18 protein-coding genes and 1 pseudogene are annotated in these 19,070 nt (G+C 72.0%); 11 read left to right on the top strand and 8 right to left on the bottom strand.

What is annotated here, in order from left to right; translation table 11 throughout:
* Window positions 1–5: 5 nt before the first annotated feature.
* Window positions 6–716 carry an NADPH-dependent F420 reductase gene (gene npdG, locus ACFYQ6_RS02360; protein WP_388759886.1) on the bottom strand — a complete coding sequence of 237 codons (711 nt, stop codon included), beginning with the start codon at window positions 714–716 and terminating at the stop codon, window positions 6–8.
* Between the two features lie 173 nt (window positions 717–889).
* Between npdG and ACFYQ6_RS02365 the strand changes: the two genes are divergently transcribed.
* The gene (locus tag ACFYQ6_RS02365) at window positions 890–1,492 is read left to right on the top strand and encodes a hypothetical protein (protein WP_388759889.1); all 603 of its coding nucleotides are present in this window, start codon (window positions 890–892) and stop codon (window positions 1,490–1,492) included.
* A 67-nt stretch (window positions 1,493–1,559) separates the two neighbouring features.
* A complete protein-coding gene (locus tag ACFYQ6_RS02370) occupies window positions 1,560–2,840 on the top strand; it encodes an MFS transporter (RefSeq protein WP_388759892.1) in 1,281 nt (426 codons plus the stop codon).
* Here the strand turns inward: ACFYQ6_RS02370 and ACFYQ6_RS02375 are convergent, their stop codons facing one another.
* A complete protein-coding gene (locus tag ACFYQ6_RS02375; protein WP_356735680.1) occupies window positions 2,841–3,077 on the bottom strand; it encodes a hypothetical protein in 237 nt (78 codons plus the stop codon).
* Window positions 3,078–3,135: 58 nt separating this feature from the next.
* On the opposite strand from ACFYQ6_RS02375, the gene map reads away from it, so the two are divergent.
* Both map and ACFYQ6_RS02385 read left to right on the top strand, forming a co-directional pair.
* The gene (gene map, locus ACFYQ6_RS02380) at window positions 3,136–3,993 is read left to right on the top strand and encodes a type I methionyl aminopeptidase (protein ID WP_356735678.1); all 858 of its coding nucleotides are present in this window, start codon (window positions 3,136–3,138) and stop codon (window positions 3,991–3,993) included.
* Between the two features lie 169 nt (window positions 3,994–4,162).
* Window positions 4,163–4,825, top strand: a complete 663-nt coding sequence (locus ACFYQ6_RS02385; protein WP_388759895.1) for a heme oxygenase (biliverdin-producing) — start codon at window positions 4,163–4,165, stop codon at window positions 4,823–4,825.
* A 72-nt stretch (window positions 4,826–4,897) separates the two neighbouring features.
* Here the strand turns inward: ACFYQ6_RS02385 and ACFYQ6_RS02390 are convergent, their stop codons facing one another.
* On the bottom strand, window positions 4,898–5,569 hold the full coding sequence (locus tag ACFYQ6_RS02390) for a PhzF family phenazine biosynthesis protein (RefSeq protein WP_388759898.1): 672 nt from the start codon (window positions 5,567–5,569) through the stop codon (window positions 4,898–4,900).
* Window positions 5,570–6,032: 463 nt separating this feature from the next.
* Here ACFYQ6_RS02390 and efeO point away from each other — a divergent pair, with 463 nt between their 5' ends.
* Genes efeO through ACFYQ6_RS02410 form a run of 4 tightly spaced genes read left to right on the top strand, consistent with a single transcriptional unit; the run spans window position 6,033 to window position 10,324 of the window.
* Entirely contained in the window at window positions 6,033–7,169 is a 1,137-nt protein-coding gene (gene efeO / locus ACFYQ6_RS02395) for an iron uptake system protein EfeO (protein ID WP_388759901.1), read from the top strand.
* A gap of 13 nt (window positions 7,170–7,182) precedes the next feature.
* A complete protein-coding gene (efeB, locus tag ACFYQ6_RS02400; RefSeq protein WP_361570666.1) occupies window positions 7,183–8,442 on the top strand; it encodes an iron uptake transporter deferrochelatase/peroxidase subunit in 1,260 nt (419 codons plus the stop codon).
* 36 nt (window positions 8,443–8,478) lie between these two features.
* On the top strand, window positions 8,479–9,414 hold the full coding sequence (efeU, locus tag ACFYQ6_RS02405) for an iron uptake transporter permease EfeU (RefSeq protein ID WP_361570669.1): 936 nt from the start codon (window positions 8,479–8,481) through the stop codon (window positions 9,412–9,414).
* Window positions 9,326–10,324, top strand: a complete 999-nt coding sequence (locus tag ACFYQ6_RS02410; RefSeq protein WP_388759906.1) for a hypothetical protein — start codon at window positions 9,326–9,328, stop codon at window positions 10,322–10,324. Before efeU ends, ACFYQ6_RS02410 begins: the two co-directional genes overlap by 89 nt.
* Window positions 10,325–10,339: 15 nt before the next feature.
* Here ACFYQ6_RS02410 and ACFYQ6_RS02415 read toward each other — a convergent pair whose 3' ends face one another.
* Both ACFYQ6_RS02415 and ACFYQ6_RS02420 read right to left on the bottom strand, forming a co-directional pair.
* Entirely contained in the window at window positions 10,340–11,083 is a 744-nt protein-coding gene (locus ACFYQ6_RS02415; RefSeq protein ID WP_361570675.1) for a bifunctional DNA primase/polymerase, read from the bottom strand.
* 136 nt (window positions 11,084–11,219) lie between these two features.
* Window positions 11,220–11,855 carry a TetR/AcrR family transcriptional regulator gene (locus ACFYQ6_RS02420; RefSeq protein ID WP_388759909.1) on the bottom strand — a complete coding sequence of 212 codons (636 nt, stop codon included), beginning with the start codon at window positions 11,853–11,855 and terminating at the stop codon, window positions 11,220–11,222.
* A 186-nt stretch (window positions 11,856–12,041) separates the two neighbouring features.
* Between ACFYQ6_RS02420 and ddaH the strand changes: the two are divergent.
* A pseudogene (gene ddaH / locus ACFYQ6_RS02425) lies at window positions 12,042–12,881 on the top strand (dimethylargininase); the annotation flags it as partial.
* Window positions 12,882–12,951: 70 nt separating this feature from the next.
* Here ddaH and ACFYQ6_RS02430 read toward each other — a convergent pair.
* Entirely contained in the window at window positions 12,952–13,959 is a 1,008-nt protein-coding gene (locus tag ACFYQ6_RS02430; protein WP_388759912.1) for a small ribosomal subunit Rsm22 family protein, read from the bottom strand.
* A 166-nt stretch (window positions 13,960–14,125) separates the two neighbouring features.
* On the opposite strand from ACFYQ6_RS02430, the gene ACFYQ6_RS02435 reads away from it, so the two are divergent.
* The gene (locus tag ACFYQ6_RS02435) at window positions 14,126–15,433 is read left to right on the top strand and encodes a hypothetical protein (RefSeq protein WP_388759915.1); all 1,308 of its coding nucleotides are present in this window, start codon (window positions 14,126–14,128) and stop codon (window positions 15,431–15,433) included.
* 266 nt (window positions 15,434–15,699) lie between these two features.
* Here the strand turns inward: ACFYQ6_RS02435 and ACFYQ6_RS02440 are convergent, their stop codons facing one another.
* Window positions 15,700–16,482: a phosphotransferase gene (locus tag ACFYQ6_RS02440; protein ID WP_361570687.1), complete on the bottom strand. Its 783-nt coding sequence runs from the start codon at window positions 16,480–16,482 to the stop codon at window positions 15,700–15,702.
* Between the two features lie 94 nt (window positions 16,483–16,576).
* Window positions 16,577–17,971 (bottom strand): Bcr/CflA family multidrug efflux MFS transporter, encoded by a 1,395-nt coding sequence (locus ACFYQ6_RS02445; RefSeq protein ID WP_388759918.1) that lies wholly within the window; start codon window positions 17,969–17,971, stop codon window positions 16,577–16,579.
* 85 nt (window positions 17,972–18,056) lie between these two features.
* Here ACFYQ6_RS02445 and ACFYQ6_RS02450 point away from each other — a divergent pair, with 85 nt between their 5' ends.
* Window positions 18,057–19,064, top strand: coding sequence for a Gfo/Idh/MocA family oxidoreductase (locus tag ACFYQ6_RS02450; protein WP_361570692.1), 1,008 nt, complete (start codon window positions 18,057–18,059; stop codon window positions 19,062–19,064).
* Window positions 19,065–19,070: the final 6 nt, after the last annotated feature.

A 19,070-nucleotide genomic window follows, 5' to 3' on the forward strand; every position in this document is an offset into this window, starting at 1 on the left:
GCTCCTCAGACGTCGGTGGTGCGCAGCCCCGCGTGTGCCTTGTAGCGGCGGTTGACGGAGATCAGGTTCGCCACCAGCGACTCGACCTGGTGCGCGTTGCGCAGCCGGCCGGCGAAGACGCCGCGCATGCCGGGGATGCGGCTCGCGAGCGCCTGCACCGTGTCCGTGTCGGCCCGCGCTTCGCCGAGCACCATCACGTCGGTGTCGATCTCCTCGATGGACTCGTCCTGGAGCAGTACCGCCGACAGGTGGTGGAAGGCTGCGGTCACCCGCGAGTCCGGCAGCAGGGCCGCGGCCTGCTCCGCGGCGCTGCCCTCCTCGGGCTTCAGGGCGTAGGCGCCCTTCTTGTCGAAGCCGAGCGGGTTGACGCAGTCGACGACGAGCTTCCCCGCCAGCTCCTCCCGCAGGGACTCCAGCGTCTGGGCGTGGCCGTCCCACGGCACGGCGACGATCACGATGTCGCTGCGGCGCGCGCACTCGGCGTTGTCCGCGCCCTCGACGCCGTGGCCCAGCTCGGCCGCGGCGGCCTCGGCGCGGTCGGCGGCGCGGGAGCCGATGACGACCTTCTGCCCGGCACGGGCGAAACGGTAGGCCAGGCCACGGCCCTGGGGGCCGGTTCCGCCGAGTACGCCGACGGTCAGTCCGGACACGTCGGGGAGGTCCCACGGGTCCTTGGCGGGGGGCTTGGGCGCGCTGCCACTGTCATTCGTAGTCATGCCGCCGACCCTACTGCCAGGTAAAGAACGCGTACCCGAAGCGGAACACGGTGCGACGAGGGTCACGGCGGACGGCCCCCGTATCCACGAATTCCGGAGGCCCGCTCCCCGTTCGGGTGGATTTCGGCGATCGGGCCGTCACGAGGGCACGGCCGGGGGCAGGATGCCGGGCCATGGATGCCGTGCGTGTCGCCCTGTTGCGTGAGGTCCTGTCCGGGACGGAGTGGCCCGCCGCGGCCAGGGGGTTCGCCCGTACCCTGCGGTCGTCCGTCGTCCCGCGGGGCGGGGGGCTGCTGCTGGTGGGGACCGAGGTCTATGAGCCGTGGCACATGGCCGCGCACCTGGTCGACGAGTCCACCTGGTCGGGGCTCCCGCAGCTGCGTCCCACGCTCGTACGCCACCGCGTGGAGCCGGACGACCCGGTGCACCTGGCCGTCGGCCTGGGCCGGATCGAGGCGGCCGGGCGTGGCGAGACACTGCTCGTGGTCGCGCCGGAGCGGCCGGACGGCGGGCTGCTGGAGCGGGTGCACGACGCGCGCCGGGCGGGGGCGACCGTGCTGTCGCTGGACGGCGGCGATCCGGAGGTGCGGGGCCTGGCCCACGAGGCGCTGACGGTGACTGCCGACGACGACGTGGATCTGGACACCGTGCAGCACCTGGTCAGCGCGGCGGCGGGCGAGAACGGCACCCCGTCCCCCCGGGGCCGCCGCACCTTCCGCGACCGGCTCTCCCGCCTCGCCGACCAGCTGACGGCCCCGCCACCGGCCCGCTGGTGAGGGCCCCTGGCCCACCCCGCCGCAAATCGGTTGCACGGAGGACCACGGCGGCAGAGCATGACCCCCCGTGACCTCCCGACTGCTGCCCGATCTCTCCCCCTGGCGTTCCTCCGCCGACTTCCGGCTGCTCTGGATCCAGGGGCTGATCACCTATTTCGGCAGCTTCATGGCGCTGATCGCGCTGCCGCTCCAGATCAAGGACCTCACGGGGTCCCCGCTCGCCGTCGGAGCCATGGGCGCCGTGGAGCTCGTGCCCCTGGTGGTCTTCGGGCTGTACGGAGGGGCGCTCGCCGACTCCGCCGACCGGCGCAAGGTCATCCTCGGCACGGAGGCCGGGCTCGGCCTGCTCGCTGTCGTCCTGCTGGCGAACGCGCTCGCACCCGAGCCCGCGCTCTGGCCGCTGTACGTGGTGGCCGGCGGGGTCTCCGCGCTGGCCGGGCTCCAGAGGCCCGCACTGGACTCGTTGATGGCCAGGATCGTCCCGCACGGCCAGCAGACGGCTGCCGCCGCGCTGAACTCCCTGCGCTGGCAGGTCGGTGCGATCGCCGGCCCTTCGCTGGCCGGTGTGGTGGTGGCCTACGCGGGGCACGCCACCGCGTACGGGGTCACCGTCGTCACCTTCGCCCTCTCGGTCCTGTTGTGCCTGAAGCTGTCGTCGGCGCCGCCCGCCCATGACGCCGAGAAACCGTCGCTGCGCGGGATCGCCGAGGGTGCGCGGTACGCGTGGAGCCGCCCGGTGCTGCTGGGGACGTACGCGATCGACCTGGCCGCGATGTTCTTCGCCTTTCCGAACGCGGTCTTCCCGTTCCTGGCGGACGAGCTGGACGCGGAGTGGTCGCTGGGCCTGATGTACGCGGCGGGGTCGGTGGGGTCGTTGCTGCTCGGGCTGACCAGCGGCTGGACCTCACGGGTGCGCCGGCACGGCCTGTTCGTCGTGGGCGGCGCGGCCGTGTGGGGTCTGGCGATCGCGGCGGCGGGATGGTTCGGGAACATCTGGCTGGTGCTGTGCTGCCTGGGGGTCGCGGGCGCGGGCGACATGCTGAGCGGGCTCGGTCGCTCCACGATCTGGAACCAGACGATCCCGGACGAGCTGCGGGGCAGACTCGCCGGGATCGAGGTCCTCTCCTACAGCGTCGGCCCTCAGCTCGGCCAGGTCAGGGCCGGTGCGATGGCAGGCTGGACGGGGACGCGGGCCGCGGTCTGGTCGGGCGGCGTGGCGTGTGTCGCCTCCGTCGCGCTGCTGGCCGTGTCGCTGCCGAAGCTCCTCACGTACGACTCCGAGACGGACGAGGACGCCGCACGGCGGCGTGCCGTGGGCGCCCGCCCCGAGGAGACCCCGGCGGTCTAGCTAGTCCGGCATCTCGTCCGACGGCCGGTCCGCGCGGTCGTGCCACTTCGGGTCGTTCTCCCACTCCAGGTTCCGCTCGCGCGCCGTGTCCATCGCGCGCTGCGCCTCCCCCTGGGTGGCGTACGGCCCGAAGCGGTCCTTCGCCGGGCACTCGGGCCCTTCCTCGACCTTCTTGTGTTCCAGGCAGTAGTACCATTCGCCCGGTTTGCCCACCGTGCGCTTCTTGAACAGGGCCATTGCGGAATCCTTTCCTCGTTGCCATGGTGCCCCGAGTGCGCTGGTTAGACTCGCCGACATGTCTGGCCAGTCACTGCTCGTACCAGGGGAGATCACTCCCGTCCGTTCCGTGCCCGGAAACATCCGGCGCCCCGAGTACGTCGGGAAGCCCGCGCCCACGCCGTACACCGGGCCGGAGATCCAGGACTCCGACACCGTGGAGCGCATGCGGATCGCGGGCCGCATCGCGGCACAGGCGATGGAGGAGGCCGCCAAGCACATCGCGCCGGGCGTCACCACCGACGAACTCGACCGGGTGGCGCACGAGTTCATGGTGGACCACGGGGCGTATCCGTCGACCCTCGGCTACCGGGGCTTCCCGAAGTCGCTCTGCACCTCGCTCAACGAGGTCATCTGTCACGGCATCCCCGACTCCACGGTGCTGCGCGACGGTGACATCGTGAACCTCGACGTCACGGCGTACATCAACGGTGTGCACGGCGACAACAACGCCACCTACCTGTGCGGCGACGTCGACGAGGAGTCGCGGCTCCTCGTGGAGCGCACCCGCGAGTCGCTGAACCGCGCCATCAAGGCGGTTCGGCCCGGCCGGCAGATCAACGTGATCGGCCGTGTCATCGAGTCGTACGCCAAGCGTTTCGGCTACGGGGTGGTGCGCGACTTCACCGGGCACGGGATCAACTCGTCGTTCCACTCCGGGCTGATCATCCCGCACTACGACAGCCCGCACGCGACGACCGTGATGCAGCCCGGGATGACGTTCACCATCGAGCCGATGCTCACGCTCGGCACCCACGACTACGACATGTGGGACGACGGCTGGACCGTGGTGACGAAGGACCGCAGGCGGACCGCCCAGTTCGAGCACACACTGGTGGTGACGGAGACGGGCGCGGACATCCTGACCCTCCCGTAGGGCGGCTTCCGCGAGGACGGTCTTACCGACAGACAGTCGGGAACCTGTTGACTTAGGTAAGCCTAAGCAGGAAGATCGGCGTACTGGTGCACGAAGGCACGCACCCCTTGCACCGGTATGCACGCTTCTGTCCCGACTCCCCGTCCCCCCAGGCCCCCGGAGGCCCGCCTTGGACGCAACCGCCACCACCCCCTTCTCCACGCTCATCCGCACCGCCTCGCACGAGCAGCACACGGAGGCCGAGTCCTCGACCTTCATGAGCGACATGCTCGGGGGGCGGCTCGGTGTGGACGCGTACACGCGCTACACCGAGCAGCTGTGGTTCGTCTACAGGGCGCTGGAGGCGGGAGCGGAGAGCCTGCGCGCGGACCCGGTGGCCGGGCCCTTCATACGGCCGGAGCTGATGCGCCGGGCCGAGCTGGAGCGCGATCTCGGCCACCTGCGGGGCGAGGGCTGGCGTGCGGGGCTGGAGCCGCTGCCCGCCACCGCCGCGTACGCGGAGCGGGTCGCCGAGTGCGCCCGGGAGTGGCCCGCCGGATACATAGCGCACCACTACACCCGCTACCTCGGGGATCTCTCGGGCGGCCAGATCATCCGGGGCACCGCTGAGAAGACCTGGGGCTTCGAGCGCAAGGGTGACGGGGTGCGCTTCTACGTGTTCGAGCAGATCGCCAACCCGGCCGCCTTCAAGCGGGATTACCGCGAGCTGCTGGACGCGGTGAACGCCGACGACCTGGAGAAGCAGCGCATCGTCGACGAGTGCAAGCGCGCCTTCGCGCTGAACACCGCCGTCTTCCGGGAGCTCGGTGAGGTCTTCCCGCTCAGCGCGTGACCGTGCGCGCGTGTGACCACGTCCCCGTCTGACCGTGCGCGCGTGTGACCACGTGCCCGCGTGACCGCAGGGTCACGAGGCGAGCACCAGAAGGACGCGGCCCCCGACCTCCATCGTGCCGTCCGGCGCGGGCGCGGTGAGGATCTGGGAGCCGCGTCCTTGTGTGATGTTCAGGGCGCGGCCGAGCTCGGCGCTCAGCAGCATGGCCGCCGCGCCGGTCGCCTCGTCCTCGACGATGCCGTCGTCGCGCCTCGGGAAGGCGCGGGCCCGCACCCGGCCCGCGGCCTCGTCCTCCCAGGCCCAGACGTAGACCCAGCCCTCACCGGGCGGCGGGCCCGTCAGCGCCTCGACCTCGGCGGCCGAGTCGTACCGCTCCAGCGCCCTCGGCGGCGCCCACTCGGGGCGGGCGGTGATCCAGGTGAACTCCCCGTCCTGGCGGGCCGCCACGTCCCCGACGGGCAGCTCCAGCAGGTCCAGGTCGAGCAGCCAGGCCGCGCCGACGAGCGGGTGCCCGGCGAAGGGCAGCCGCAGGCCGGGGGTACGGATGTCGACGGTGCCGCGCTCCGGGTCGTCCACGAAGACCGTCTCGCTGAAGCCCAGCTTCCTGGCGAGCGCCTGCCGGGACTCGTCGTCGGGATACTCGCGTCCGTCGCGCACGACCCCGAGTGCGTTGCCGTGACTGCCGTCGGGGCCGCAGAACACGCGCAGTACGTCGATGCCGGCGGGTACGTCGAAGTCGTTCACGTCCGCATTCAAGCACCCGGGCGGGGCCCCTCCGCGCCACGGGGCCGCACCGGCGTGACACCGCCGGTGCGGCCCCGTGTGCGCGTACCGGCTCCGGGGGCCCGGCTCCGGGGAGGGACGGGATCAGGCGGTACGGCGTCTGCGCGCCGCGGTCACCGGCTCCGCCCCCTCGTGGGTCGGCGAGGCGTACGGCGCGGTGCACCGGCAGCCGGTCGGGGTCTTCCCGCACCCGCGCACCGGGGTTCCGGCCCGTCGTACCGAAAAGGCTTGCTTGACCCGTCTTTGACCTTCCCGTGGGTTCCCCATGAACGCCCCGTGACCAGGCCGTTTCCTGCGCGGGCGAGTGAGAGCTGAATCACTTCACCAACGGGTGGCGGCCGGGTGGGGCCCAGTTAAGTTAGGCCAGCCTCACCTGCTCTTCGTCCGCACCGTCCCCCCGCTCTTTCACCCTTGTGGAGCCCTCATGCGAGCCCTTCGTCCCTCCGTCGTCACCGCTGTCGCCGCGGTGGCCGCACTGACCGTCGTCACGGGCTGCGCCGAGAAGAGCGACGGCAAGGGCGACGGTGCCGTCCAGGTGGTCGCCGGGGACAGCTCCTGCGAGGTGTCCTCGAAGAGGATCCCGGCCGGGCACGTCGAACTCGCCGTGGAGAACAAGGGATCGAAGGTCACCGAGGTCTACGTCCTCTTCCCGGACGGCCGGATCGTCACCGAGCGCGAGAACATCGGCCCGGGCACCAAGGCGAGGGTCACCGCCGAGATCAAGGCCGGTACGTACGAGATCGCGTGCAAGCCGGGCATGAAGGGCAAGGGCATCCGGCAGACGGTCGAGGTCACCGGAGGCAAGGCCGCCGCGCGCAGCCCCGAGATGGACAAGGCCGTCGCGGACTACCGCACCTATGTGCAGGCGCAGGCCGACGAGACGCTGCCCAAGGTGAAGGTGTTCACGGACGCCGTCACCGCGGGCGACATCGAGGCGGCCAAGAAGGCGTACGCCGTCTCCCGCATCGGCTGGGAGCGGACCGAGCCGGTGGCCGAGTCGTTCGGCGACATCGACCCGAAGGTGGACTTCCGCGAGGACGGCCTGGAGGACGGCCAGGAGTGGACCGGCTGGCACCGTCTGGAGAAGGCGCTGTGGCAGGACGGGAAGCTGGGCGCGGAGGAGAAGGCCCTCGCGCCCCGCCTCTACAAGGACCTGGAGGACTGGCAGAAGCGGGTCGGCCGGGCGGAGATCACCCCGACCTCGATGGCCAACGGCGCCAAGGAGCTCCTCGACGAGGTGGCCACCGGCAAGGTGACCGGCGAGGAGGAGCGCTACAGCCACACCGACCTCGTCGACTTCAAGGCGAACGTCGAGGGCGCCGAGCGCTCCTACGAGCTCCTGAAGCCGATCGCGTCGAAGAACGACGCCGCGCTGACCGCCTCCCTGGACAAGCAGTTCGCGGCGCTGGACACCCTGCTGGACAAGTACCGCGCGGACAAGACCTCCTACGACTTCACCCCGTACGACAAGGTCGGCGCGGCGGACCGCAAGGAGCTCTCCGACGCGGTCAACGCGCTCGCGGAGCCGCTGTCCAAGCTGGCCGCCGCGGTCACGAAGTAGGGGGCGTCCGATCATGACGGAGACAGGGATCGAGGGTGAGGGCACCGGCGGTGCCCCCTCACGTCGTGCGCTGCTCGGCTGGGGCGGTGCCGGGCTGGCGCTCGGCGCCGCTGCGGCGGGCGGCGTCGCCGCCGTGCGCTCCGGCGAGGACGCGGAACCCGCGGCGGACAGCGGTGCGGCCGTCCCCTTCCACGGGGCACACCAGGCAGGAATCGCGACCGCGGTGCAGGACAGGCTGCACTTCGCCTCGTTCGACGTGACCACGAAGGACCGGGCGGAGCTCATCGCTCTCCTGAAGGAGTGGACCAGGGCCGCCGAGCGGATGACGGCGGGCCGGACCGTCGGCGAGGGGGCGTACGGAGGAGTGGCCGAGGCCCCGCCGGACGACACGGGTGAGGCACTGGGCCTGAGGCCGTCCCGGCTGACGCTCACCATCGGCTTCGGCCCGTCCCTGTTCGCCGAGGACCGCTTCGGCCTGGCGGACCGGCGGCCCGAAGCGCTGGTGGACCTGCCGAAGTTCCCCGGTGACAACCTGGACGCCACCCGCAGCGGCGGGGATCTGTGCGTACAGGCCTGTGCGGACGACCCGCAGGTCGCCGTGCACGCCATCCGGAACCTCGCCAGGATCGGCATGGGCCGCATCGCCGTCCGCTGGTCCCAGCTGGGGTTCGGCAAGACGTCCTCGACGACCCCGCACAGCCAGACCCCACGCAACATGATGGGCTTCAAGGACGGCACCCGGAACATCTCCGGCACGGACGAGTCCGCCCTGCGCAAGCACGTGTGGGCCGGCGCGACGGACGGCACCGGATGGATGACCGGTGGGTCGTACCTGGTGGCGCGGCGCATCCGCATGCACATCGAGACCTGGGACCGCGCCCCGCTCCAGGAGCAGGAGGACATCTTCGGCCGCGACAAGGGCGAGGGCGCTCCGGTCGGCAAGGCAAAGGAGCGCGACGAGCCGTTCCTGAAGGCGATGCTGCCGACCGCGCACGTGCGCCTGGCGCACCCGGACAGCAACAACGGGGCCAGGATGCTGCGCCGGGGCTACTCCTTCACCGACGGTACGGACGGCCTGGGCAGGCTCGACGCGGGGCTGTTCTTCCTGGCCTACCAGCGGGACGTGCGGACGGGCTTCATCCCCGTGCAGCGCGGCCTCGCGGCGTCGGACGCGCTCAACGAATACATCCAGCACGTGGGTTCGGCCGTCTTCGCCGTCCCGCCGGGCGTCCGCGACACGGACGACTGGTGGGGCAGGGCGCTGTTCTCCTGACGTGGCTCCCATGACCCGCACCGTGGAAGGACCGGCATGTTCGGCAACTATCTGATCGGCCTGCGCGAGGGGCTCGAAGCCGGCCTGGTCGTCTGCATCCTCGTCGCCTACCTGGTCAAGACCGGCCGCCGCGACGCGCTGCGCCCGGTGTGGACCGGCATCGCCATCGCCTGCGCCATCTCGCTGGCATTCGGCGCCGCGCTCGAATTCGGCTCCCAGGAGCTGACGTTCGAGGCGCAGGAGATGCTCGGCGGGTCGCTGTCGATCATCGCCGTCGGGCTCGTGACCTGGATGGTGTTCTGGATGCGGCGTACCGCGCGGCATCTGAAGCAGGAGCTGCACGGCAGGCTGGACACGGCGCTCGCCATGGGTACGGGCGCCCTGGTGGCCACCGCCTTCCTGGCGGTGGGCCGCGAGGGTCTGGAGACCGCGCTGTTCGTGTGGGCGTCGGTGCGGGCCAGCGGCGAGGGTTCCTCGTCGCCGCTGATCGGGGTGCTGCTGGGCATCGCGACCGCGGTACTGCTGAGCTGGCTGTTCTACCGGGGTGCGCTGAGGATCAACCTGTCGAGGTTCTTCACCTGGACGGGCGGCATGCTCGTGGTGGTGGCGGCGGGTGTGCTGGCCTACGGCGTGCACGACCTGCAGGAGGCCCGGTTCCTCGGCGGCCTGGAGGACAAGGCGTTCGACGTCACGAGCGCGGTTCCGCCGGACAGCTGGTACGGCACCCTGCTCAAGGGGGTCTTCAACTTCCAGGCCGATCCGACCGTTCTCCAGGTCACGGTGTGGGCGCTGTATCTCATCCCCACGCTCGCGCTGTTCCTCGCCCCGGTAGGGTTCAGGCGGTCAGTGCGGACGACGGATCAGAAGGCGCAGAAGGCAACGGATGAGAAGGCTGGGTCGACTGGCGGCGGGGCTCACGACGGCGACGGTACTGGTCGTGACGGCGAGCGGCTGCGTGACGGTACACGGTGAACTGGAAGTAGTGCCGGGAGCGACGAAGTCCGAGGCCGCGAAGGCCCTGGAGGACTTCACCGTCGCGTACAACAAGGCGGACAAGGCGTACGATCCGGCGCTGGACGCGGACCGGGTGACCGGTTCGCTCGGCGCGATCAACCAGGCGGGTCTGGCCGCGCGGCAGAAGACCAGCCCGGAGGGCAACGCGGCGCACAAGCCGCTGGAGTTGACCGACGCCTCCTACACCATTCCCAAGAAGGCCGGCTGGCCGCGCTGGTTCCTCGCGGACACCGACTCCAATCGTGACGAGGACACCGGCAAGCAGGACACGCGCTGGCTGCTGGCGTTCGTCCGCACCGGGCCGGACGCGCCCTGGAAGGTCGCCTATCTCGCGGTCGTCTCCCCGTCCGTGATACCGGAGTTCGGCAAGGACGCCGACGGGTGGGCGCAGCCCGTGCCCTCGGCGGACGGGGACTCCGCCCTGGCCACCGCTCCCGCGGACCTGAGCACCACGTACACCGGCTACCTGAAGGACGGCGCGCCGGACGTCTTCGCCCCGGGGGCCACGACCTCGGGCTGGCGTGACGCGCGGAAGAACACCCGCAGGGCGGGCTTCTCGTACCAGTTCGTCGACCAGGCGCTGGATTCCGGGACGTTCGCGCCGCTGGGCCTGCGCACGGAGGACGGCGGGGCGCTGGTGTTCTTCAGCAGCAGGCACTTCGAGCGGCAGACGGCGGCGCAGGGACTGCGGCCGACGGTCACGGCGGACGTGCAGGCGCTGCTGACCGGCGAGGTGAAGAGCACCCTCACCAAGGAGCGGGTCTCCAGCCAGCTGGTCTACGTCCCGAAGAAGGACGCGGGCGGTACGGACGCCAAGGCGCGCGTGCTGAACCGGCTGCCCGGCCTGGTGGCGGCGCAGGGGTCCTGAGCGGGTGGGGGCGTCTCAGCGGCTGAGCGGCCAGGCCACCGAACCGCGGTCGAGGTCGCTCTCGTCGGCCGAGTCCGCGTACCGCGCGCAGGCGTCGGTGAGCGTCTCCAGCAGGGTCAGCGGGTCGGGCAGCGGGTGCTCGGGCCCGCGGATCCAGTGGACGTCCAGGTCACCGGGGAGGCGTGCGGGCGGCAGGAGGACATAGCTGCCACGGCAGTGCCAGCGCAGTCCCGGGTGCTCGTCCATGGTCTCGGGGTGGCAGTCCAGCTCGCACGGCCACCACTCGTCCTCGTCGTCCGGGGTGCCGCGGGTGGCGGTGAAGAAGAGCATCCGGTCGCTGCCGGACCGGGCCACGGGGCCGACGTCGACGCCTGCCTCGGTGAGCCGCTCCAGCGCGGCCTGCCCCGCGGCCAGGGGGACGTCGAGGACGTCGTGGATCATGCCCGTCGCGGTGATGAAGTTGGCCAGCGGCTGGCCGGCGGCCCAGCGCTCGATCTGGTCGCGGTCCGTCGTGGACTGCGTCTGCCAGGCGAAGGAGATCGGGTGCCGGGCGGGGGTGGGACAGCCGATGCGCTCGCACGAACACCGGTAGCCGGACGGGTGCGCGGCCGGCGAGATCGGCATTCCTGCCTCGGCGACGGCGAGGAGCAGCCCCAGCCGGGTCGCGTCGTCGGCTTCCGGCTGCGGTTTGGGCCGCCTGCGCAGCCACTGGGAAATCCTGCCCTCTGTGCCGCGATAGCGGCCGGAATCGGCGCCCATCTATCCCCTCACCTCAGCGGTTACCTCTCCATGGTCCCACCATCCTGCGCCTCGGGTGGCCAGAGTTCTCAAGCGGGGTGCCCGGGCGGCCGGGCAGAGGGCGCCGCGCTCGTGCGGAATGTCACGGAATGGGCGGTCACTCTCCACCCGGCGGCAGGAGCCCGTGGAGCGCGTGGTCGACGACCGCGTCCGCGTAGGCATGGGTGAGCGGAAGGGTTCTCAGCAGCCAGCGATGCGTGAGCGGGGCGATCAGGAGTTCCAGCGCGATGCGGGTATCGATGTCCGCACGCGCCTGGCCGGCGCTCCGGGCCGCCTGCAGCCGTGTGACATACAACCGCATCTGCGGTTCGAGCAGGTTCTCGACGAACTGGGCACCGAGGGCCGCGTCGACGATGCCCTCGGCCGCCAGGGCCCGCATGGGCGCCTCGGTCGCCGGATCGTTCAGCTCGTCGACGGTGGCCCGCAGGACCAGCTTCAGGTCGGCCGCCAGGTCCCCGGTGTCGGGGATGGCGTACGCGGCGCCTTCCTCCGCCCCGGCCGACTCCTCCGCCTGGCGTGCGGCCGTGTCGAGGAAGGCGTCCATCAGCACGGCCGCCTTCGACGGCCACCAGCGGTAGATCGTCTGCTTGCCGACCCCGGCGCGGGCGGCGATGCCCTCGATCGTCGTACGCGCGTATCCGACCTCGCCCACGAGCTCCAGCGCGGCGTCGTGGATCGCGCGGCGTGAGCGGTCGCTGCGGCGGGTGGAGTCGGGAGCCTTGTGAGGTGACATCCGGCCAGCCTAGAGGGATCGCAGCCCGATACGTATCGTCTTGCGATGTCTCCGGGCCCCCGTCCGGTGGCCCGGCCGCCCCGGCGTGAACCACCCGAACGGATCACAGCGCGCAGGCCCCGGTGCGGAGCACCATGAACACACGCACACACCCCGTGCGCATCCCACCGTGCCGCGGCTACGGCCGCCGTTCGTGAGGAGCCTGCATTGACCCGTGACGCCACCCCTCGTCGCTACCTGATGTGCCCGCCGGCCCATTTCCAGGTCACGTACTCCATCAACCCGTGGATGGACCCGTCCAAGCCCGTGGACCTGCCGCTGGCCACCACCCAGTGGGAGGACCTGCGTGACCGCTACCGGTCGCTGGGCCACACCGTGGAGCTCCTCACCCCCCGCCCGGACCTGCCCGACATGGTGTTCGCCGCCAACGGGGCCACCGTCGTCGACGGACGGGTGCTCGGCGCCCTGTTCGCCTACCGCGAGCGGTACGCCGAGGCCGAGGCGCACCGGGAGTGGTTCCGGGCCCACGGTTTCACCGAGATCCACGAGCCGGCCCACGTGAACGAGGGCGAGGGGGACTTCGCGGTGACGGCGACGTACCTCCTGGCCGGGCGGGGCTTCCGGTCCAGTCCGCTCTCCCACGACGAGGCGCAGGAGTTCTTCGGGCGCCCGGTGATCGGGCTCGACCTGGTGGACCCGCGCTACTACCACCTGGACACCGCGCTCTGCGTGCTCGACGAGGCGGCCGACGAGATCATGTACTACCCGGGGGCCTTCTCCCCGGGCAGCCGGTCCGTGCTGGCCCGGCTCTTCCCCGACGCGCTGCTCGCCGGGGAGGCGGACGCCGCCGCTCTGGGCCTCAACGCGGTCAGCGACGGACGCCACGTGCTGCTCCCGCAGGCGGCGACGGGGCTCTTCGACCCCCTGCGGGACCGGGGCTTCGAGCCGGTCCCGATGGATCTGGGCGAGCTGCTCAAGGGCGGCGGCAGCGTGAAGTGCTGCACCCAGGAGCTGCGGGCGGCGTGAAGGGCCGCACGCCGGAGAGCGGCCGAGCCGCCTGGGGTCTTCCGTTCTGGCCTGATCCGAACGAGAGGCCCTATCGCTCCTGGTCGCTCTCCGGCGGCGGCCAGGGGTCGCCCCACGCGGTGTCGCGGGCGGCACGGTAGAGCTCGCCGTGCCGCTTGGTGACCGTGGCGCGCCGCAGGCCCTCGTCGCGGGTGCAGAGCTCCAGCAGCACCTGGCCCTTGCGGATCTGCGGCCTGCGGGTGACCCTCGCGCCGGCCGGGAGGGCCGGGAACCGGGTCGCGACCACATAGCTGAACTTCTCGTCCTCGTGGCTGAGGGAACCCCCCTTGACCTGGCGGTGCAGGGAGGAACGGCTGACCCGGGCCGAGAAGTGGCACCAGTCCGTGCCGCGCTCGATGGGGCACGCGCCGTCGTGCGGGCAGGGCGCAGCGACGCTCATCCCGGCGGCGATCAGCCGGTCGCGGGCCTCGATGACGCGTTCGTAGCCGTCGGGGGTGCCGGGTTCCACGACGAGCACGGCCTGCGCCGCGCTCGCGGCGGCGTCCACCAGCGCGACCCGGTCCGCGGGGGTGAGCTCCTTGAGTACGTACGACACGGTCACCAGGTCCGTGGCCCCGAGCTCCAGCGCCGTACCGATCCTCGCCCGCTCCCAGGTGGCGGCCCGCAGCCCGGGCAGACCGGAGGACATGGCCAGCTCACGGCCGAGGGCGAGAGCGGGTTCCGCCCAGTCCAGCACCGTGGTCCGCGGCCCCTCCCCCCAGGCCCCGGCGACCGCCCAGCTCGCCGCGCCCGTACCGCCGCCGACGTCGGTGTGCGTGGCCGGCACCCAGTCCGGCGCGGCCTCGCGGAGTGCGTCGAGGCAGGAGCGTACGGCCTCGAAGGTCGCGGGCATCCGGTACGCGGCGTACGCGGCCACGTCCGAACGGTCCCGCAGAATCGGGGCATCGGTGGGCGTGGTCCCGCGGTAGCTGGCGATGAGCCGGTCGACGGCCTGCGCCGCCTGCTTCGGGGGCAGCCCGCCGAGCAGGCCGGCCAGTGCGGCACGCAGGGCTTCCGCGGTGGGGAGGGTGGCGTTCACCGCCGAATTGTAGGCGCTGCGGGACCCCGCTCGGCTGCCCGGTGGTCCGGCACAGGATCGGGACGTAACGGGTACGGAACCGAACTGCTCTTCGCCTCGGGCCCGTTGCTACGCTGATCGCCGCCGTGCCGGGGACGGCTCGGAGATCGGCTCATCGGGGGGACCAATGAGACAGAGGATCGTGCGCCTGACCCTGGTCGGCGGGGTGCTCGTCCTTGCGCTGCTGATCCTGCTGGCGACCTGTGGGGGCGGGGGCGGCGGCTCGAAGGACGACGAGCCGAAGAAGCCCGCGAAGAAGAGCACCGGCCCCGCGACACGGCTGACCGTCCCCACGGAGTACGCGACGGGGAGCGGCTGGGAGGTCGTCGGTGCGGGGCCCGACTACGCCGTCTCACGGACGACGGGTCTGCTGGCCTACCTGGTGCGTGAGCCCCACGGCCGTTACCGGCTGCGGACGCTCGACACGGAGACCGGCGAGGCCTACTGGAGCGGTGAGGCCGGGCGGCCTGCGGACCCGTCGCGCTTCCCGAAGCTGCTCACCGTCGCCAAGGACGACCAGGAGTTCTTCGTGACCTGGTCGGTCGGCAGGCCCGCGGACGCGCTCTCCCCCACGGAGACGTTCGTCTCGCTCGACGTGTACGACGTGGTGGAGGGCGAGCGGCGGCACGTCGAGGTGCCGTGGACCGGTACGCCGGCCGTCACGGCGACCGGGCCGGGCGTCCTGATCAGCGACGGCCGGGCGAACAGCGCGGTCGTGGACCCCATCGACGGCGAGGTGTCGGAGATCGCCGCGTCGGCCGTCACCTACCCGAAGGGCTGCACGGCCTGCAAGCAGCTCACCGAGGTGCGGGGGCAGACGGCGAAGGGCCTGCTGCTGAGCGGGGTACGCGAATTCTGGGTGCGGGGCGGCTGGTTCAGCAGGCAGAACGCACCGAAGGGAGCCGACCCGCTCTCCGGAACCCCCACCTCCGTGGCTCCGGGGCTGGTGCTGGCGAAGTGGCAGCTGGCGAAGGGCACTGAGCGGGCGGCCACGCATCAGCTGTGGACGGTCCACGACTCGGCGAGCGGGAAGCCGGTCGCCTCGGTGGAGTGCCACACGCCGGCCATAGAGCCGGGGCGTTATCCGCAGGCCGTCGTCTCGTCCTCGGGTGGCTATCTGGTGGCGGGGAACCTCGCGTTCGACCTCGACGCGAAGAAGGGCTTCTGCTTCGAGGACGAGGACGGTTCTCCGCAGCTGACGCTCGCCTCGGTGACCGACGGGGGCACCGCGTACGGCGCGACGACCGCGCGCGACGCGGCCGAGGCGCTGGACGGCGGGGGCGGCCCGGTCACGATGAGCTTCACGACCTGGAGCGTGGAGCCGCTGCCGGCGAACACACGGCTGCCGGAGACGGAGACGTCCGGCATCGGGGTGTTCCGCTGGACGGACCGCAAGGACCGTCTGCACCTGCTGGGTTACCCGCGCGAGGGCTGACCGCGCCGGGGCCGCGGGCGCCGCTCCCTGACACCTGCCGGGCCGGGGGGGGGGAGGGTGCTCTGCTCGGCCCGAGCACCTTCCGGGCCGGGGGACGCGGGCCCCGCTCTCCCTGACACCTGCCGGGGGCAGGGTGCTCTGCTCGGCCCGGGCACCATCCCGGCCAGGGGCGACGTGCTCTGCTCGGCCCGGGCACCATCCCGGCCAGGGGCGACGTGCTCTGCTCGGCCCCGGGCCCCTGCGGGGCCGGGGCCAGCGAACGCTGCTCAGCCGGCGAGCATGGCCCTCAGCCAGCGGTCCTCGCGCTGCTCGACGTATTCGGCGTCGCTCCGCCAGGCGTCCCCGTGGCCTTCGGCCCAGTGCCTCGCCCAGGGCTGGTTGCCCTCGGCGGCCTGGGCGCGGAGGAAGTCGTGCATGGCGCGCGTACGGCGGCCGAGCAGCGGCACCAGCGCGCGCCTCCCGGTCTCGTCGAGGCCGTAGGTGTCGACGAAGAGGCGGAGCCGCTCCGGGGCGTCGGTTCGCTGCCAGTCGGGGTGCGCGGACAGCGGGACGAAGCCCCGTACGGCGTAGGCGAGGTCCCAGAGGCGTGTGCCGGGGCCGGCGTTGTCCCAGTCGATGAAGGCCCACCTCTCGTCGCCGTCGGCGACGAGGTTCCACGGCGCCAGGTCGTGGTGGGCGATGATGTCGGCGCCGTCCGCCGGGACGAGCGCGTTCCACCGGGCGTCCGGCGGAGGCGTGAAGCCGGCCACGGCGTCGTGGAAGTCACGGACCATCCGCGCGACCCGCTTCAGCCCGGCCGAGGGGTCCACCAGGGCGAACCGGTCCGGCCAGATCATGTCGCCCGGCACGAAGGTCAGGACCTCCCTGCCCCGGTCGTCGATGCCGAGGGGGCGGGGAGCGGCCCGGAAGCCGGCCTCGTGGAGGTGGGCCAGCAGTGCGTGCACCGCCGGGGTCCACGGCCCGGCGGGGCGGCGGACGGTGTCACCGACGCGGACGATGCCCTCGCTGACGTTCCCGCCGGTCAACGGAAGTTCCTCTTCGGCGTGCACCGCCGCAGTCTGACCGGGGGGCCCGCCCGGGCGCAACAGGGAGGAGGGGGACGGGCCGTGCGCGCCCGTCCCCCCCTCCCCGCCGGTGCGGCGCTCAGCCCGTGGCCGGCTGCCGCTTCCCGCCGCCCGTGCTCCGCCACGGCCTGCACAACAGCAGGAAGCTCGCCATCGAGGCGAGGGCGCAGGCCACCTGGACCACGGCCATCGGCACCGCCGTCCGTTCGCCCGCGATCCCCACCAGCGGCGAGGCGACGGCGCCGATCAGGAACTGGGACGTGCCGAGCAGGGCGGACGCGGAGCCCGCCGCGTGCCTGGTGCGCATCAGCGCCTGGGTGTTGGTGTTGGGCATCGCCAGGCCCATCGCGGACATGAGCACGAACAGCCCGGCGGCCACCGGCAGCAGACCGACCTCGCCGAAGACCCCGGAGGTCATCAGCAGCAGGGCGATCGCGGCGACGGAGATGACGGTGAGACCGAAGGCCAGCGCCTTGTCCAGGCTGACCCTCCCGACGAGCAGCTTGCCGTTGATCTGGCCCACGGCGATGAGCCCGACGGAGTTGATCCCGAAGAGCAGGCTGAACGTCTGGGGCGAAGCGCCGTAGATCTCCTGGACCACGAACGGTGAGGCGCTCACGTAGGCGAAGAGCGCGGCGAAGGCGAGGCTGCCCGCGATCATGTAGCCGGTGAACACCCGGTCGGCCAGCAGCCCTCGCATGGTGCGCAGCGCGTCACCGATGCCGCCGGTGTGGCGGCTGTCCGCGGGCAGGGTCTCGTGGAGCCACTTCCAGACGACGAGTGTGAGCAGTGCGCCGATGACGGTGAGGACGACGAAGATGCCGCGCCAGTCGGTGAACTGGAGCACCTGACCGCCGATCACGGGCGCGATCACGGGGGCCACGCCCGAGATGAGCATCAGGGTGGAGAAGAACCGGGCCATCTCGTCGCCGTCGTAGAGGTCGCGTACGACGGCCCGGGAGATCACGATGCCGGCCGCGCCTGCCAGGCCCTGGAGGAGGCGGAAGCCGATGAGGAGTTCCGCGGAGGGGGCGACGGCGCAGATCGCGGTGGCGATCACGTAGACGATCATGCCGAGGAGCAGCGGCTTGCGCCGGCCCCAGCGGTCGCTCATGGGTCCGACGACGAGCTGTCCGAGCGCCATGCCGGTGAGGCAGGCGGTCAGGGTGAGCTGGACGGTGGACGCCGGTGCGTGCAGGGAGTCGGTGACCTCCGGGAGTGCCGGGAGGTACATGTCCATCGAGAGGGGCGGCAGTGCGGTGAGTCCGCCCAGCACCAGGGTGACCAGGAGTCCGGCCCGCCGGGCGGTGGTCGCGGCGGTGGCCGGGAGGCTCGATGCGAGGGTCGGGGTAACGGCCGGTGCACCCGCAGCGGTGGGGGTGGCGGTGGCCGGGGCTCCGTGTGCGGCGCCCTTGGTCTTCGTCGGTATGTGCTCGTGTTCTTGCTGGGCCCGGCTCGCGCCGTTGTCCGGCATCCTCTTCTCCGCTTCGTTGAATCCGCATCTATGCTCTCAGGTCAGTCGTAGTGGTCGATACCTTTTTGCGTGAGAGCGGGCGGGCATGAGCGGGACTGTGCGTTGGGGTGTACTGGCGACGGGCGGCATAGCCGCGACGTTCACGGCGGACCTCCTGGCGATGGAGGGCTCCGGGGGCGAGGTCGTGGCGGTGGCCTCACGGACGGAGGCGTCCGCGAAGGCGTTCGCCGACCGGTTCGGGATCGAGCGGGCGTACGGCAGCTGGGCGGAGCTCGTCGCCGACGAGACGGTCGACGTCGTGTACGTCGCCACTCCGCACTCCGCGCACCGGGAGGCGGCCGGGCTGGCGCTGGAGGCCGGGAAGCACGTGCTGTGCGAGAAGGCGTTCACGCTCAACGCGCGCGAGGCGCGGGAGCTGGTGGACCTCGCCCGGGAGCGCGGTCTGTTCCTGATGGAGGCCATGTGGACGTACTGCAATCCGCTCATCCGCCGGATGACCGAGCTGGTGCGGGACGGCGCGATCGGCGAGATCCGCACGGTGCAGGCCGATTTCGGCTTCGCGGGCAGCTTCGGGGCCGAGCACCGGCTGCGTGATCCCGCGCTCGGCGGCGGCGCGCTGCTGGACCTCGGGGTCTATCCGGTGTCCTTCGCTCAGCTGCTGCTCGGTGAGCCGGACCGCGTGCAGGCGGACGCGCTGCTGTCCCCGGAGGGCGTGGACCTGAACACCGGGATGCTGCTGGGCTGGGACTCCGGGGCCACGGCCCTGCTGAGCTGTTCGATCGTCGGGGACCTGCCGACCACCGCGTCGGTCACCGGCACGGCGGGGCGGATCGACTTCCCCCAGGGCTTCTTCCACCCGGAGCACTTCGTCCTCCACCGGCCGGGCCGGGAGCCCGAGAAGGTCGTCACCGGTCCCGGCCCTCAGGGGCTCACGGGCATGCAGTACGAGGCTGCCGAGGTGACCCGCGCGCTGCTGGCGGGCGAGAAGGAGTCCCCGCTGGTGCCGCTGGAGGGTTCGCTCGCCGTGATGCGGACGCTCGACGCGGTACGTGCCCGCGTCGGCGTCCGCTATCCGGCGGACGACCGCGGCTGACCCGGG

Source organism: Streptomyces sp. NPDC005494, from assembly GCF_042872025.1.
Classification (GTDB): domain Bacteria; phylum Actinomycetota; class Actinomycetes; order Streptomycetales; family Streptomycetaceae; genus Streptomyces.